This is a genomic window from Bradyrhizobium iriomotense, from assembly GCF_018129405.1.
GTDB classification, from domain to species: Bacteria; Pseudomonadota; Alphaproteobacteria; order Rhizobiales; family Xanthobacteraceae; genus Bradyrhizobium; species Bradyrhizobium iriomotense_B.
Genome location: NZ_JAFCLP010000012.1, coordinates 65,193 through 79,827, shown reverse-complemented (window position 1 = coordinate 79,827; position 14,635 = coordinate 65,193). Strand labels below are relative to the sequence as shown.

At 65.0% G+C, this 14,635-nt stretch carries 13 protein-coding genes; 9 read left to right on the top strand and 4 right to left on the bottom strand.

What is annotated here, in order from left to right; all coding sequences use genetic code 11:
- The first annotated feature begins 11 nt into the window (after positions 1-11).
- From JQ592_RS23440 to JQ592_RS23415, 6 genes are all read left to right on the top strand, one after another.
- The gene (locus JQ592_RS23440; RefSeq protein ID WP_211405153.1) at positions 12-1,460 is read left to right on the top strand and encodes an ammonium transporter; all 1,449 of its coding nucleotides are present in this window, start codon (positions 12-14) and stop codon (positions 1,458-1,460) included.
- A gap of 218 nt (positions 1,461-1,678) precedes the next feature.
- Positions 1,679-2,083 (top strand): GFA family protein, encoded by a 405-nt coding sequence (locus JQ592_RS23435; protein ID WP_211405152.1) that lies wholly within the window; start codon positions 1,679-1,681, stop codon positions 2,081-2,083.
- 231 nt (positions 2,084-2,314) lie between these two features.
- Positions 2,315-3,529 carry an aminotransferase class I/II-fold pyridoxal phosphate-dependent enzyme gene (locus tag JQ592_RS23430; protein ID WP_211405151.1) on the top strand — a complete coding sequence of 405 codons (1,215 nt, stop codon included), beginning with the start codon at positions 2,315-2,317 and terminating at the stop codon, positions 3,527-3,529.
- 9 nt (positions 3,530-3,538) lie between these two features.
- Positions 3,539-6,019: a DNA translocase FtsK gene (locus JQ592_RS23425; protein WP_211405150.1), complete on the top strand. Its 2,481-nt coding sequence runs from the start codon at positions 3,539-3,541 to the stop codon at positions 6,017-6,019.
- Positions 6,020-6,170: 151 nt separating this feature from the next.
- Positions 6,171-6,926 carry an outer membrane lipoprotein carrier protein LolA gene (locus JQ592_RS23420; protein ID WP_211405149.1) on the top strand — a complete coding sequence of 252 codons (756 nt, stop codon included), beginning with the start codon at positions 6,171-6,173 and terminating at the stop codon, positions 6,924-6,926.
- Between the two features lie 196 nt (positions 6,927-7,122).
- Positions 7,123-7,938: an exodeoxyribonuclease III gene (locus tag JQ592_RS23415; protein WP_211405148.1), complete on the top strand. Its 816-nt coding sequence runs from the start codon at positions 7,123-7,125 to the stop codon at positions 7,936-7,938.
- A 109-nt stretch (positions 7,939-8,047) separates the two neighbouring features.
- Here the strand turns inward: JQ592_RS23415 and JQ592_RS23410 are convergent, their stop codons facing one another.
- Both JQ592_RS23410 and JQ592_RS23405 read right to left on the bottom strand, forming a co-directional pair.
- A complete protein-coding gene (locus JQ592_RS23410) occupies positions 8,048-8,491 on the bottom strand; it encodes a cyclic nucleotide-binding domain-containing protein (protein ID WP_211405147.1) in 444 nt (147 codons plus the stop codon).
- Positions 8,492-8,549: 58 nt separating this feature from the next.
- The gene (locus JQ592_RS23405) at positions 8,550-9,236 is read right to left on the bottom strand and encodes a response regulator transcription factor (protein ID WP_008142830.1); all 687 of its coding nucleotides are present in this window, start codon (positions 9,234-9,236) and stop codon (positions 8,550-8,552) included.
- Between the two features lie 204 nt (positions 9,237-9,440).
- On the opposite strand from JQ592_RS23405, the gene JQ592_RS23400 reads away from it, so the two are divergent.
- Both JQ592_RS23400 and JQ592_RS23395 read left to right on the top strand, forming a co-directional pair.
- Complete coding sequence (locus JQ592_RS23400) at positions 9,441-10,010, top strand: L,D-transpeptidase family protein (RefSeq protein WP_211405146.1); 570 nt, start codon at positions 9,441-9,443, stop codon at positions 10,008-10,010.
- A 6-nt stretch (positions 10,011-10,016) separates the two neighbouring features.
- Positions 10,017-10,802 carry a 2-keto-4-pentenoate hydratase gene (locus JQ592_RS23395; RefSeq protein ID WP_211405145.1) on the top strand — a complete coding sequence of 262 codons (786 nt, stop codon included), beginning with the start codon at positions 10,017-10,019 and terminating at the stop codon, positions 10,800-10,802.
- A gap of 58 nt (positions 10,803-10,860) precedes the next feature.
- On the opposite strand, the gene JQ592_RS23390 is transcribed toward JQ592_RS23395, so the two are convergent.
- Complete coding sequence (locus JQ592_RS23390) at positions 10,861-11,550, bottom strand: YggS family pyridoxal phosphate-dependent enzyme (protein ID WP_211405144.1); 690 nt, start codon at positions 11,548-11,550, stop codon at positions 10,861-10,863.
- Between the two features lie 109 nt (positions 11,551-11,659).
- Between JQ592_RS23390 and JQ592_RS23385 the strand changes: the two genes are divergently transcribed.
- On the top strand, positions 11,660-13,363 hold the full coding sequence (locus JQ592_RS23385) for a diguanylate cyclase domain-containing protein (protein ID WP_211405143.1): 1,704 nt from the start codon (positions 11,660-11,662) through the stop codon (positions 13,361-13,363).
- Between the two features lie 189 nt (positions 13,364-13,552).
- Here the strand turns inward: JQ592_RS23385 and JQ592_RS23380 are convergent, their stop codons facing one another.
- Positions 13,553-14,596 carry a GGDEF domain-containing protein gene (locus tag JQ592_RS23380; protein ID WP_246820627.1) on the bottom strand — a complete coding sequence of 348 codons (1,044 nt, stop codon included), beginning with the start codon at positions 14,594-14,596 and terminating at the stop codon, positions 13,553-13,555.
- Positions 14,597-14,635 lie beyond the last annotated feature (39 nt).

Sequence of the window (14,635 nt, the reverse complement as noted above, 5' to 3'; positions counted from 1 at the left end):
GAGTAAATAATATGACGTTCAAGCGTCCCTATGGCGCGGGATTGGCCGCTCTCGCAGTCGGCCTGTTCGCTGCGACCGCAGCCTACGCCGAGCCAACGGTCAACAAGGGAGACAACGCCTGGATGCTGACATCGACAGTGCTGGTGCTGTTGATGACGATCCCCGGCCTCGCGCTGTTCTACGGCGGCCTCGTCCGTTCCAAGAACATGCTCTCCGTCCTGATGCAGGTGTTCTACACCGTCTGCGTCGTCACCGTGATCTGGGCCGTGTACGGCTACAGCCTCGCCTTCACCGGCGGTTCCGACTTCATCGGCGGCTTCTCCAAGGCCTTCATGATGGGCGTCACCACCGACTCGAAGGCCGCGACCTTCTCGGTCGACGCCAACATCTCGGAGCTCATCTATGTGTGCTTCCAGATGACCTTCGCGGCGATCACGCCCGCCCTCATCGTCGGCGCCTTCGCCGAGCGCATGAAGTTCGCGGCAATCGCTCTCTTCATCCCGCTCTGGGTCACGCTGATCTACTTCCCGATCGCGCACATGGTCTGGTACTGGCCGGGCCCGGACGCGATCCAGGATGCGGCCAAGGCTCTCGCTGCGGCTGGTGATGCAGCGGCGAAGACCGCGGCGCAGGCCAAGCTCGACGAGATCAATGCCGACGCCGGCTGGATCTTCAAGGCGGGCGCGATCGACTTCGCAGGCGGTACCGTGGTGCACATCAACGCCGGCATCGCAGGTCTCGTCGGCGCCCTCCTGATCGGCAAGCGCGTCGGTTACGGCAAGGACCTGTTGGCCCCGCACTCGCTGACCATGTCGATGATCGGCGCCTCGCTGCTCTGGGTCGGCTGGTTCGGCTTCAACGCCGGCTCCAACTTAGAGGCCAACGGCGGCGCTGCCCTCGCCATGACCAACTCCTTCGTCGCCACCGCAGCCGCCGCGCTGTCGTGGATGTTCGCGGAGTGGATCGTGAAGGGTCATCCGTCGGTGCTCGGCGTCATCTCCGGTGCTGTCGCGGGCCTCGTGGCCGTCACGCCCGCCGCCGGCTTCGCCGGTGTCATGGGTGCGATCGTCCTCGGCCTCGTGGTCGGCGTGGTCTGCCTGTTCTTCTGCACCGTCGTGAAGAACGCGATCGGCTACGATGACAGCCTCGACGTGTTCGGCGTGCACTGCATCGGCGGCATCGTCGGCGCCATCGGCACCGGCATTCTCGTCAACCCCGCCCTCGGCGGCGCCGGCATCATCGACTACACCGCGATCCCGCCGAAGGTTGCCGATTACGACTTCGCGGCGCAGATGATCTCCCAGCTCAAGGCCGTCGGCACCACGCTGGTGTGGTCGGGCGTCGGTTCGGCGATCCTCTACAAGGTCGTCGATGTGATCGTTGGCCTCCGCGCCAATGTCGAGAGCGAGCGTGAAGGCCTCGACATCACCGAGCACACCGAGCGCGCCTACAACATGTAACCTCTCCTCCCGGGCGCGATCTCCTCGGAGATCGCACCCACAACTACGGTTTGGGCACATACCCGGCAATGCCCCGACCGTTGAGGGGCTCCAGCGCAAGTTGGAGCCCCTTTCTTTTTGCAGATTTTCTTTTTGACCAGGTGCCGAAGAAAAAGATTGCCATTCCAGATTGCCGGCGCAGAAATACCGACTACAACGAAAAACAATCGGAGGTCGTCATGCGTTTGGAAGGCGGATGCTATTGCGGCGAAGTGCGCTATGTCGCCGAGGGCGACCCGATGATGCAGGCGCAGTGTCATTGCCGCGAATGCCAGTACATCTCGGGCGGTGCGCCCAACACCTTCATCGCGATGCCGGCAGCCGGCTTCTCCTACATCACCGGCCAGCCCAAGCAGTTCACGCGCAAGGACCTCGAACGCGCCGTCACGCGCGAATTCTGCGCCGAATGCGGCACGCATCTGGTGACCAAGGTTCCGGGCCTGCCGGCCGCGATTGTCAAGGTCGGTACGCTCGACGAACCAAAGCAATTCCATCCGCAGATGGCGATCTACACCTGCGACATGCAGGAGTTCCACGCGATTCCCGCCGGCATGAAGACATTCGAGAAGCTGCCGGGGCGCTGAAGGTCGACCCACGAAAGCGGTGCACTCCCTCTCCCGCAAGTCTCCCGCAAGCGGGAGAGGGACGAGCCCGCCATGCATCCCGTTGTTATCCGGCCCCCTTATTCCCGCTCTGGACGGCGGCGGCGGCCGATGGTTAATCGCGTCTTAACCTCGCCCTATCTATGGTGAACTGAACCGCTTCCCGCCGGCGCCTTGGTGCGACCGGCCGTTCCAAGAGTACTGGCGCCCAGAATGGCAATGACCGCTTCATCCCGTGCGCCGCAGGCCAGTGGAAGCTCCGATTCCGCACGCTCGCCCTTCGTTCGGCTGAACGAACTGCTGGCGCCGCATCAGCCCGGCAAGCCCTTGATTTCGCTCGCGGTCGGCGAGCCGCAGCATCCCGTGCCTGACTTCGTCGGCCCGGTCCTGGCCAAGCACATCGCCGAATTCGGCCGCTACCCGATGAACCAGGGCACCGAGCCGTTCCGGAACGCTGCCGGCGCCTGGCTGTCGTCGCGCTTCAAGCTGCCACGGCCACTTGACCCCAAGACCGAGATTCTCGTCCTCAATGGCAGCCGCGAGGGGCTGTTCCTCGCCGCCATCGCAGCCGCGCGCTATGTCGGCCCGCGCCCCGGCAAGCCCGCCATCCTGATGCCGAACCCGTTCTATCCGGTCTATGGCGCCGGTGCGAGCGCCGCCGCCTGCGAGCCGATCTATCTGCCGACCACGGTCGAGAACGGCTTCCTGCCCGATCTCGACGCCATCGACGAGGCGACGCTGGCGCGGACGGTCGCGTTCTATCTGGCCTCGCCCGCCAATCCACAGGGCTCGGTCGCCAAGCCCGACTATTTCAAACGCTTGAAGCAACTCGCCGACCGCTACGGCTTCGTGATCCTCAGCGACGAATGCTATTCGGAGATCTACACCCGCGAAGCCCCGGGCAGCGCGCTGGAATGCGCCGGCCCCGACTTCACCCGCGTGGTTGCGTTCCAGTCGCTGTCGAAGCGCTCCAACCTGCCGGGCCTGCGCGTCGGCTTCGCCGCCGGCGACAAGAAGCTCATCGGCATGTTCCTCGAGCTGCGCAACATCGCCGCGCCCCAGGTGCCGGTGCCGCTCCAGCACGTCGCGACCGTCGCCTATGGCGACGAGACGCATGTCGAGGAGAACCGCAGGCTCTACCGGATCAAGTTCGATCTCGCCGACCAGATCATCGGCAATCGTTACGGCTATCGCCGGCCTGACGGCGGCTTCTGCGTCTGGCTCAACACGTCCGAGCTCGGCGACGACGTGTCGGTGACCCTCAGGCTCTTCAAGGAAGCAGGCGTGCGCGTGGTGCCCGGCAGCTTTTTGGCGCGACAGCAGCCTGACGGATTCAATCCCGGCGCAGGCTACATCCGCCTCGCGCTGGTGCAGGATAGCGAAACGACGGCGCAGGCGCTGCACCGTCTGGTCGAGACTCTGGGTTAGGCGGGGCCCGTGAGCATGTCGGCAATCGAACGTGTCATTCCACTGGTCGGCCATCTGCCGCCCTCGATCCGCGAGGGGCTGGCGCGGCGCATGCGCGAGCTCACCGGCCTCGGCCTGATCGCGCTGTCGGGCGTCGCCTCGGCGGCGCTGATGACCTGGTCGGTGCAGGATCCCAGCCTCAGCCACGCGACCTCGCGGCCGATCCGCAACATTCTCGGCTATGCCGGCGCGATCGGCGCCGACCTCGCGATGCAGATCCTCGGGCTCGGCGCGATCATGCTGGTCCTGACCGTCGCGGTCTGGGGCTGGCGCATGATGACGCATCGTCCGTTCGACCGCGAGGCGCTGCGGCTCGGCTCCTGGATCCTCTGTACCGTGATCGCGGCAGGCTTCGTCAGCTGCTGGCCGCATGGCGGCGCCTGGCCGCTGCCGACCGGGCTCGGCGGCGTGGTCGGTGACGCCCTGGTGCGCGCGCCCGCTGTGATCTTCGGACCGGCCGGCACGATCTATCGCATGGTGCTGGGCACGATCCTGTTCGCCGCGATGACCGCGACGTTCCTGATCGCCTGCGGCCTCGGCGCGCGCGAGCACGACGAAGAGCTCGCGGAGATCGAGGACGACGACAAGCCGCTCGACGAAGACGAGGAGAGCGATCGCGGCTCGGTCTCGCTGGGCTGGCTGTTCCATGCGCTGATGAGCACGAAAGCGCGGCTGATCTGGCTGTGTGGTGCTGCCTACCGCTCGCTGGTCTCGAGCGGACCGAAGACCAAGGCCGTTGCGTTCAGCCGCCAGGAGCCGAATCTCGGCGGCGGCCGCGCCGCGCCGTCGATCTCGCCGCAGGCCGAAGACGAGGACTACGAGGACGAGCACGAGGAAGAAGCGGAAGACGGGGAGGAGGAAGAGGAGGAGCCCGCCGCGCGCGCCCCGCGCAAGAAGGCGGCTCCGAAGGCTGCGGCCAAGAAATCCTCCGACAAGTTCGATCTTCCGTCCGTCTCCATGCTGGCCGCGCCGAAGGCCGGCGACCGCCAGCCGCTCAGCAAGGCCGAGCTGGAAACCAATTCGCGTTCGCTCGAAGGCGTGCTGCAGGATTTCGGCGTGCGCGGCGAGATCGTGAAGGCCAATCCGGGTCCCGTCGTCACTCTGTACGAACTGGAGCCGGCGCCCGGCATCAAGTCCTCGCGCGTCATCGGACTTGCCGACGACATCGCCCGCTCGATGAGCGCGCTGTCGGCGCGCGTCGCCGTCGTGCCCGGCCGCAACGCGATCGGCATCGAATTGCCGAACGCGCATCGCGAAAAGGTTTATTTGCGCGAACTGCTCGTCGCGAAAGAGGCGACCGACACGGTGGCAAAACTGCCGCTCTGCCTCGGCAAGACCATCGGCGGCGACCCTGTCATCATCGACCTCGCGCGTACGCCGCACATGCTGATCGCCGGTACCACCGGCTCCGGTAAGTCGGTCGCGATCAACACCATGATCCTCAGCCTGGTCTACCGGCTGCGGCCCGATCAGTGCCGGCTGATCATGGTCGATCCGAAGATGCTCGAGCTCTCCGTCTATGACGGCATTCCCCATCTGCTCACGCCCGTCGTGACCGACCCGAAGAAGGCCGTGGTCGCGCTGAAATGGGCCGTGCGCGAGATGGAGGAGCGCTACAAGAACATGGCCAAGCTGGGTGTGCGCAACATCGACGGCTACAACACCCGCCTGCTCGAATTGAAGGCGAAGGGCGAGGAGCCGACGCGCACGGTGCACACCGGCTTCGACAAGGAGACCGGCAAGGCGATCTACGAGGAAGAGAAGCTCTCGCTCGACCCGCTGCCCTATATCGTCATCATCGTCGACGAAATGGCCGACCTGATGATGGTCGCCGGCAAGGACATCGAAGGCGCGGTGCAGCGCCTCGCGCAGATGGCGCGCGCCGCCGGCCTGCATGTGATCCTAGCGACGCAGCGTCCGTCGGTCGACGTCATCACCGGCACCATCAAGGCGAACTTCCCGACCCGCATCGCCTTCCAGGTCACGTCCAAGATCGACAGCCGCACCATCCTCGGCGAGATGGGCGCCGAGCAGCTGCTCGGCCAGGGCGACATGCTCTACATGGCGGGCGGCGGCCGCATCAGCCGCGTGCACGGACCTTTCGCTTCCGACGAGGAAGTCGAGAAGGTGGTGCGTCACCTCAAGACGCAGGGCCAGCCGGAATATCTCGAAGCGGTCACCGCCGAAGAGCCGACCGAGGACGAGGACGGCGCGGTGTTCGACGCCACCGGCATGGGCGCGGATGGCGGCGGCGATTTGTTCGCGCAGGCGGTTGCGATCGTCAAACGCGACCGCAAGGCATCGACCAGCTACATCCAGCGCCGCCTGCAAATCGGCTATAACCGCGCCGCATCGCTGATGGAGCGCATGGAACTGGAAGGCATCGTCGGTCCCGCCAACCACGCCGGCAAGCGCGAGATTCTGGTCGAGGAAGAAGACAGCCATATGTGAGGCAGCCGCCTCAATTCATAATTTCACGCGAAATCGTTATCTGCTTTTGCCCGAAATCACGCTAAAAAGGCGCCCAGCCATACAGGACGACGCGTTGATCAGACATCCGGACATTCGATTCGCTGCCACCATCGCTGCGAGAAGCGCGCGCGTGGCCGGCGTGCTTCTCGTCACTGCCGCGATGGTGACTGCGTCCTCGTTCGCGCAGACCGTGCCGGTGCCGAAGCCTGCGCCGAAGGGGCGCGACGGCGGCACCTCCGCCGGAGGGCCGGCTGTCACCGGCGCGACGCAGACGCCGCCGAACCCGGTCATCCCGGACCCGCGCCGCAACGTGCCGAGCAGCATCTTCCAGACCTTCGATGCCAACCAGAAGGCGCAGGCGGCCAAGGTCAGCGCCTATCTGTCCTCGCTGCAGACGCTGGTCGGGAATTTCGTCCAGGTCGGCCCCGACGGCAGCAAGACGCAGGGCGATTTCTACATCCAGAAGCCCGGCAAGGTGCGCTTCGAATATGACGCGCCGAGCCCGATCGACATCATCGCCGACGGTTCGTCCCTGGTGGTGCGCGACCGCAAGCTCGCGACCCAGGACGTCTATCCGCTGTCACAGACGCCGCTGCGCTTCCTCTTGTCCGATCGCATCGACCTGATGAAGGACACCAATGTCGTCAACGTCTCGGCGGACGACGTCTTCGTCAGCGTCACCATCGAGGAGAAGCAGGCGTTGGTCGGCACCAGCCGCCTCTTGCTGATGTTCGGCGTCAAGGACGGCCAGCTCAAGCAGTGGACCGTCACCGACCCGCAGGGCTACGACACCACGATCGCGGTCTACAATCTGGATTCGAGCAAGAGGCTCGACCCCGGCATGTTCAAGATCGATTTCACAAACTACGGCCAGTCGCCGGGATAGGCGCCGTAGGGTGGGCAAAGGCGCACTTGCGCCGTGCCCACCATCTCTTCCTCATGGCAGGCATCGTGGGCACGCTCCGCTTTGCCCACCCTACGAGAGCACGCCCAGATCCTCACATCTCGAACCCGAAAAGACGGTGGGCACGGCGCTTTGCGCCTTTGCCCACCCTAGGAGAGCTTGCTAAGACGCATCCCTCATGCGTCTTTCCCTGACAACCTGGAACATCAATTCGGTGCGGCTGCGCATCGACCTGGTCGCGAAATTCCTCAAGAGCGCGCGACCGGAGGTGCTGTGCCTGCAGGAGACCAAGTGCATCGACGACGCCTTTCCGCTGAAGCGCTTCAAGCGGCTCGGTTACGAGCATGTCGCCCTGAACGGGCAGAAGGGCTATCACGGCGTCGCCATCGTCTCGAAGATTCCGTTCGAGTCGAAGGACATCCGTACCTTCTGCGACAAGATCGATTCACGGCACATCTCGGTCTCGTTCGGCGAAAAGGCAGGCATCGCAAAACCGCTGGTGCTGCATAATTTCTACGTGCCCGCCGGCGGCGACATTCCCGATCCCGCGCTGAACGAGAAATTCGATCACAAGCTCCGCTTCCTCGACGAGATGAAAGCGTGCGAGCCGCTGCATCCCCGTGGTGAGGACCGTCACATCCTGGTCGGCGATCTCAACGTCGCCCCGCACGAGAACGACGTGTGGTCGCACAAGCAGCTGCTGAAAGTGGTCTCGCACACGCCTGTCGAAACCGAGAAGCTGACGGCCGCACTCGCCGCCGGCGAGTGGGTCGATGTCGCGCGCGAGCGCATTCCGATGTCGGAGAAGGTCTATACGTGGTGGAGCTACCGCTCAGCCGACTGGACCCTCGGCGATCGCGGCCGCAGGCTCGACCACATCTGGGTCTCGCGCGCGTTGAAGGACGCGGTCAGTGACTTCAAGATTCTGCGCGATGCGCGGAGCTGGGAGCGGCCGTCGGACCATGTGCCTGTCACGGTGACGCTGGACGTGTGAGGTGCCGTAGCCCGGATGCAGCGCAGCGAAATCCGGGACTGTCTTTCCGCAGGCGACAATCCCGGATTGCGCTTCGCTGCATCCGGGCTACGAAACAGAGCGACGAGCGTCAGCTCGTCAGCTTCGCGCCCGCCATCAAGATATCGCTGGCGATCTGGCTGGAGCGGACCGCGAACTCGTCGCGCAGGCGCACGGCGGCGGCGGGATCGCTTTCGAGCACGCGCTGGAACAGGCCGCGCGCGACGCGGATGACGGAGGAATGCTCCAGCGCGATCGCGCTGGACGGCCGCTTCATCGGCACCACCAGCGCAAGCTCGCCGATCAGCGCGCCGGGACCTGCGATCATCTCGGCGCCGGCGCCGTCCTCGACCCGGAAGGCGCCGCGCTGGACCACGAAGCCTGCATCGGCGTCGTCGCCGAGATTGAACAGGACATCGCCACGGACGAAATCACGCTGCTCGGAGCCGATCGCCAGCATGCGCAACGAGGCGTCTCCCAACAGGCGCAATGTCGGGACACGCTCGAGAAGCGCTACGTCGTCGTCGATTGACATTCAGGTCCGAGGCTCAAAGGCACGCCATCTAAAACGATTCGCGCGCCCCTAAAGCGTATCACGGCACCAGCTTGTAGCCACCGGCTTCCGTGACCAGGATCTCGGGGTTGGCCGCGTCCTTCTCGATCTTCTGGCGGAGGCGGTAGATGTGGGTTTCCAGCGTGTGGGTGGTGACCCCGGAATTGTAGCCCCAGACCTCCTGGAGCAGGGTCTCGCGCGACACCGGCATCTGGCCGGCACGGTAGAGGAAGCGGAGGATGGCGGTTTCCTTCTCGGTGAGCCGCACCTTGCGCGCATTGGCCGCGGTCAGCATCTTCGAGCCCGGGCGGAAGGAGTAGGGGCCGACCGAGAACACCGCGTCCTCGCTGGCCTCGTGCTGGCGGAGCTGGGCGCGGATGCGGGCCAGCAGCACGGCGAAGCGGAACGGCTTTGCGACATAGTCGTTGGCGCCGGATTCCAGGCCCAAAATCGTATCGGAATCGGTGTCATGCCCGGTCAGCATGATGATCGGCGCCTTGAAGCCGCCCTTTCGCAGCGAACGGACAACTTCGCGGCCATCGGTATCGGGCAGGCCGACATCCATCAGAACGAGATCGGGAGAATTGGCCTTCGCGGCGCTCGCGCCCTTGGCGCCGGTATCGACGGCAGAGGCTTCGAATTCTTCGTGCAGCGATAATTGCTCCACCAACGTATCGCGCAGATCGGTATCGTCATCCACGATCAGGATCTTGCGGGCATTGGCCATGGGGTATCATCCTTTTGGAGTCCGGCCCGGCGCGCATGCATGCCGCGCCCAGCCGCGAGGGGAAGTTTAGGGGGTCGCCGTTATTATTGTTGTTCGTGTTGAAGTAGTGGGCTGTTACCGATTCTCAAGCCAGAACCACTCTAACCCAGAATAGCAGGGCGCTTTGATGAATGTCCTGTAATGAATTCGACATCGCACGTACACATGAAAAACAACGTCGCTTCAGCTACTTACAACCGAAATCGAAGCTTCGGACCGCTGTCCGCGGTCCGCGTTAAGCCTGCTGCCGGGAATCCGCGCCGGGGCTGGCTGACGGCCGGACAGCTGACGATACCGGTGGCGCTGGGACGCGGCGGCATCCTCGCCAACAAGCGCGAGGGCGACGGCGGTACTCCGAGGGGTAGCTTCCGTCCCAGACGCCTGTGGTGGCGCGGCGACCGGCACAGCCGTCCGCAGACTTTCCTGCCGGCGCGGATCATCACCGGCGAGGACGCCTGGTGCGAGGATCCCAACGACCGTCACTACAACCAGGGAATCCGGCTCGGCGAGGGGCAGGGCGGTGACCGGCTCAAGCGGGCCGACCATCTCTATGACTTCATCGTCGAAATCGACCACAACACGCGTCCGCGCATCGCCGGCCGCGGCAGCGCGGTGTTCCTGCATCTGGCCCGCGACAATTTCGGCCCGACCGCGGGCTGCGTCTCCATGACCAAATCCGCGATGCTGCAATTGCTGCGACGACTGGGACCAAGAACAAGAATCATCATCGGGTGAGGGCACATGCTCGAGAAAGATCAGATTGCCGCGGCATCGCGCGTCCTCTTTCGGCACTGGCGCGACGGCACCAAGCTCGACGCGCTGGAAGCGCGCTTGCGGCCGCAGAACCGCACTGAGGGCTATGCCATTCAGGCCGGGCTCGAAACATTGTCGAGCGGGAAACTGTTCGGCTGGAAGATCGCGGCAACGAGCGAGTCCGGGCAGAAGCACATCAACGTCGCGGGGCCGCTGGCCGGTCGCATCATGAGTGACACCGTGATCGCCGACGGCGGCACCGCGTCGATGAAGGGCAACGAGATGCGCGTCGGCGAGCCGGAATTCGCCTTCCGCATGGGCCGCGATCTGCCACCGCGCGCGACGCCGTACACGGTCGATGAAGTGCTCGCCGCCGTCGGCAGCTTCCATCCCGCGATCGAGATTCCCGATTCGCGCTTTGTCGATTTCGCCGGCGCCGGCGAGGCACAGCTGATCGCCGACAATGCCTGCGCGCATCTGTTCGTGCTGGGCGCGGCGACGTCGGCGGATTGGCGCGCGATGGATCTCGTCGAGGAGCGGCCGCAGATCACGCTGCGCGGCGAGCGTTATGTCGGCCACGGCAAGAACGTGCTCGGCGATCCCCGCGTAGCTCTCGCCTGGCTCGCCAACGAACTGCGCGGGCTCGGCCTCACCTTGCGGGCAGGGGAGGTGGTGACCACAGGCACGTGCCATCCGCCGCTGCCGATCGAGGCCGGCGATCATTTCGCGGCGGATTTCGGCGTGCTGGGGAAGGTGTCGGTGGGGTTTGTGTAGGCCGCCCCATCGTCGTCCTGGCGAAAGCCAGGACGACCAAAAATAGATTCGCCGATAATCACCGATGCCCGAAGATCGCGCTGCCCACGCGGACATGCGTGGCGCCCAGCATGATCGCGGTCGCGAAATCGGCGCTCATGCCCATCGAGAGATTCTTCAAGCCGTTGCGCTCCGCGATCTTGGCGGTCAGCGCGAAATGCGCGGCCGGCGGCTCGTCGACCGGCGGGATGCACATCAGTCCGGAGATCGTCAGCCCATAGGTGTCGCGGCAGCTTGCGAGGAAGGCATCCGCCTCGCCGGGCGCGACGCCGGCCTTCTGCGGCTCCTCGCCGGTGTTGATCTGGACGAACAGCTGCGGGTGCTTTTTCTGTGATTCGATTTCCTTGGCTAACGCCTGGCAAATGCTCGGGCGATCAACCGAATGGATGGCGTCGAACAGCGCGACCGCCTCTTTCGCCTTGTTGGACTGCAGCGGCCCGATCAGATGCAGCGCGATACCGGGGTAAACAGACGTTAACGCCGGCCACTTGCCTTTGGCCTCCTGCACCCGATTTTCGCCGAATACGCGCTGTCCGGCGGCGATAACCGGGGTAATTGCATCCGCGGCGAAAGTCTTGGACACCGCGATCAGCGTGACGGAGGCGCGATCACGCCGCGCATCCTTGCAGGCGCGTGCAATTTCGGCCTCGACCGAAGCGAGTGCGTTTGGTGAATCGCCGGTTATCGGCGCGGCGCTTTTTTCTGTCATGACGTTGGATTGGCCGTGATCGTACGGGAGGTAAGTCCAATTTTACCGAGTTCAAGAAAGAGTTTTTGAACCCTTCGCTTTACCTTAGCCCGCGGGGTGGGCAGCGAAGATGGCAAGCGTCAGTTTCAACCGCAAACGAGCGAAACTCAAGCAGGTTCTCGGAATCCGGGCCCGGCTTGCGTTGCTCGCCGTGATTCTGGTTGCGCCCTTGATGCTCGAGCGCATCCGTTCGCTCGAGGACGCGCGTACGCGGCAGATCGCGCAGGCCGCGGCTGAATTCACCACCATCGCACGGCACAGCGCCGATGCGCAGCGCGAGGTGATCTCGTCGGTCGAGACAATCCTCAAATCGGAAGCCTTCATCCGCGCCTCGGCCGGCGGCATCAGCAAGAGCTGCGACGTGCTGCGCGCGAGCCTGCCCTCCAATCTTCCCTGGATTCGCACGCTGCTGATCGCGGGCCAGGACGGCCGCATCCAGTGCGCCACCAACAACATGTATGTCGGCCTCGATCTCAGTGACCGGCCCTACTTCCAGCAGGCGCAGCAAACCGGCCGCTTCGTGCTGAGCGATTTCATCCTGTCGCGGCCGGTGCCGTCGCCAACGGTGATGGCGGTCTACCCCGTGTCGGCGTTCAGCGGCGTCGCCGATGCCGTCGTGCTGGCGACCGTCAACCTCGACTGGATGTCGAAGGTCATGAACAATCTCGGCGGCCGCGCCGGCATCACCGCCGTGCTGGTCGACAGCGCCGGCACCGTGCTGGCAGCTCCTGCCGACCAGCACAGCTCGGTCGGTCGTCCGCTCGACAACATGCCGCTGATGTCCGCGATCGCCGACAGGGCGCTGCGCTCGGACCAGGACGAAGGCTCTCTCTCGTTCCTCGCCGCTGACGGCTCCCGCCGCGCGGTCAGCTATATCCGCATCGCCGGCACCAATGCCCGCCTGATCGCCAGCATCGACGAGGACAAGGTATCCGCGGCGGTGAGCCGCGACATCCGCACCGCCTATCTCCAGCTCGCTTTCGTCGTCGTGTTCGTCCTGCTCGGCGCGTTGATTGCTGCCGAGAAGCTCGTGATCAAACCGATCGAGATGCTCGCCGACATGGCCAAGCGCCTCGGCGAAGGTGATCTCTCCGCGCGCGCAGCGCGCAATCGCCTGCCGGCCGAGTTCGTGCCGCTGGCCCGTGCGTTCAACGCGATGGCCGCGCAACTCAGCCAGCGCGAGCGCGAGCTGATCGCGAGCAACGACCGGCTGACCGTGATGGCCTCGATCGACATGCTGTCGGGCCTCGCCAACCGCCGCGGCTTCCAGAGCCGGCTCGATTTCGAATGGATGCGCGCGCAGCAATATGGCAGCGACCTCGCGCTCCTCATGATCGACGTCGACCATTTCAAGCTGTTCAACGACACCTACGGCCATCTCGAAGGCGATTCCTGCCTGACCAGGCTCGGCGAGTCGCTCTCGGGCATCGCCGCCGACACGATGGGGTTTGCGGCACGCTATGGCGGCGAGGAATTCTGTTTGCTGCTGCCGAACACGGATGTGAACCGCGCCGTCGAGATCGGCGAGCTGGTGCGCGCAGCCGTGCTGAAACTGTGCCTGCCGCACATCACCTCCGCCCACATGATTGTCACCGTCTCGATCGGCGTCGCCGCGACGAAGCCCAACGAGGCCTTGCGTCCCGGCGATCTCATCGAAGCCGCCGACGCCGCGCTCTATGCCGCCAAACACCGCGGCCGCAACAACGTCGTCGAGCACGGCGTGCAGGCGATCGAGACCGGCACGGCAGCGATGATGATGGCGGCGAGCGCCTGATCCGCGCGGACAACTCTGTTCACCTCGCCCCGCTTGCGGGGAGAGGTCGGATTGCATCGGAGATGCAATCCGGGTGAGGGGGACTCTCCGCGAGTCCAACTCTCACCGTCTTTGCGGAAGCAGCCCCTCACCCCAACCCTCTCCCCGCAAGCGGGGCGAGGGAGCGCACCGTCGTCGTCCCACCCGCAACTAGCCCGCAGCCCCCGCGCGGTCGAGCTCGATCTCGGTCACCACGCGATTGCGGCCGCCGCCCTTGGCGAGGTAGAGCGCGCGATCGCAGCGCTCGATGAGATCGGCGATGGCTTCGCCGGAACGATACTGCGCCACGCCGATCGACACGCTGATGTTGGGCAGGACCTCGCCGGTCGAACGGCGGGTGATCCTGCATTCGGCGATCGCGCGCCTGATATGCTCGGCGATTCCGGCACAGGTGGCAAGATCGGCGCCCGGCAGCACCGCGATCAGCTCCTCGCCGCCGTAGCGCGCCGGCAGATCCTGATCGCGCACCTTCTCGCGCAGCACCTTTGCGATGAGGCGCAGCACCTGGTCGCCGACGCCATGGCCGAAATCGTCGTTGAAGGTCTTGAAGCGGTCGATGTCGAGCAGGAGCACGCTGAGCGGCTCGCCCCAGTCCGCCGTGACTTGCGCCTTGCGCAGGAATTCGTCCAGCGCCCGCCGGTTGGCGAGGCCCGTCAACGTGTCGGTCCGCGCGCGCTCCTCGGACTTGGACAGCGAGTCGCGGATGACGTCGAGCTCGCGGGCCTTTTCGGCAAAGCCCGCCTCCAGACGCGTCGCCCTTGTAGCCGCGCGGGCCAGCTCGTTCATGAGCTGGGCGACCAGCGCCTTCGGGTCGACGCCGGACTTGCCCTGGTCGGCGACCTCGCTGATCGCCTGCATCTGCGAATGGTTGTCGGCGATCGCGCTCGCCAGGAACTCCTTGGCCGCCCCCATCAGGGTGTGCAGCCGCTCGGAGGTGACGACGACGGCGCTCACCTGGGGGGCGATGTAAGTCTCGAACAGGTTTTGATTGGTCCGGGCGTCGAAGGGGCGATTGTGGTCGATCAGGAGATCGATGGCGTCGCGCAGATCGTCATGGCTGCCTGCGAAATACTGGTACCAGACGGCAAAATTGATCGGCGTCGGCGCAATCCGCTGCTCGGCCATGCTCCGCATCGCCCGTCCGGCGATGGACGCGGCATAATCATAGTCGGGATCGTCGAAGCTGGCGTCCATTGCGAGTATTTTGGGGTCCTGGCCAGCCGCAACCTCGCA

Coding starts and splice junctions, on each gene's coding strand:
- JQ592_RS23440 (WP_211405153.1), top strand. CDS start 12: ATGACGTTCAAGCGTCCCTATGGCGCGGGATTGGCCGCTCTCGCAGTC.
- JQ592_RS23435 (WP_211405152.1), top strand. CDS start 1,679: ATGCGTTTGGAAGGCGGATGCTATTGCGGCGAAGTGCGCTATGTCGCC.
- JQ592_RS23430 (WP_211405151.1), top strand. CDS start 2,315: ATGGCAATGACCGCTTCATCCCGTGCGCCGCAGGCCAGTGGAAGCTCC.
- JQ592_RS23415 (WP_211405148.1), top strand. CDS start 7,123: ATGCGTCTTTCCCTGACAACCTGGAACATCAATTCGGTGCGGCTGCGC.
- JQ592_RS23410 (WP_211405147.1), bottom strand. CDS start 8,491: ATGTCAATCGACGACGACGTAGCGCTTCTCGAGCGTGTCCCGACATTG.
- JQ592_RS23405 (WP_008142830.1), bottom strand. CDS start 9,236: ATGGCCAATGCCCGCAAGATCCTGATCGTGGATGACGATACCGATCTG.
- JQ592_RS23400 (WP_211405146.1), top strand. CDS start 9,441: ATGAAAAACAACGTCGCTTCAGCTACTTACAACCGAAATCGAAGCTTC.
- JQ592_RS23395 (WP_211405145.1), top strand. CDS start 10,017: ATGCTCGAGAAAGATCAGATTGCCGCGGCATCGCGCGTCCTCTTTCGG.
- JQ592_RS23390 (WP_211405144.1), bottom strand. CDS start 11,550: ATGACAGAAAAAAGCGCCGCGCCGATAACCGGCGATTCACCAAACGCA.
- JQ592_RS23385 (WP_211405143.1), top strand. CDS start 11,660: ATGGCAAGCGTCAGTTTCAACCGCAAACGAGCGAAACTCAAGCAGGTT.
- JQ592_RS23380 (WP_246820627.1), bottom strand. CDS start 14,596: ATGGACGCCAGCTTCGACGATCCCGACTATGATTATGCCGCGTCCATC.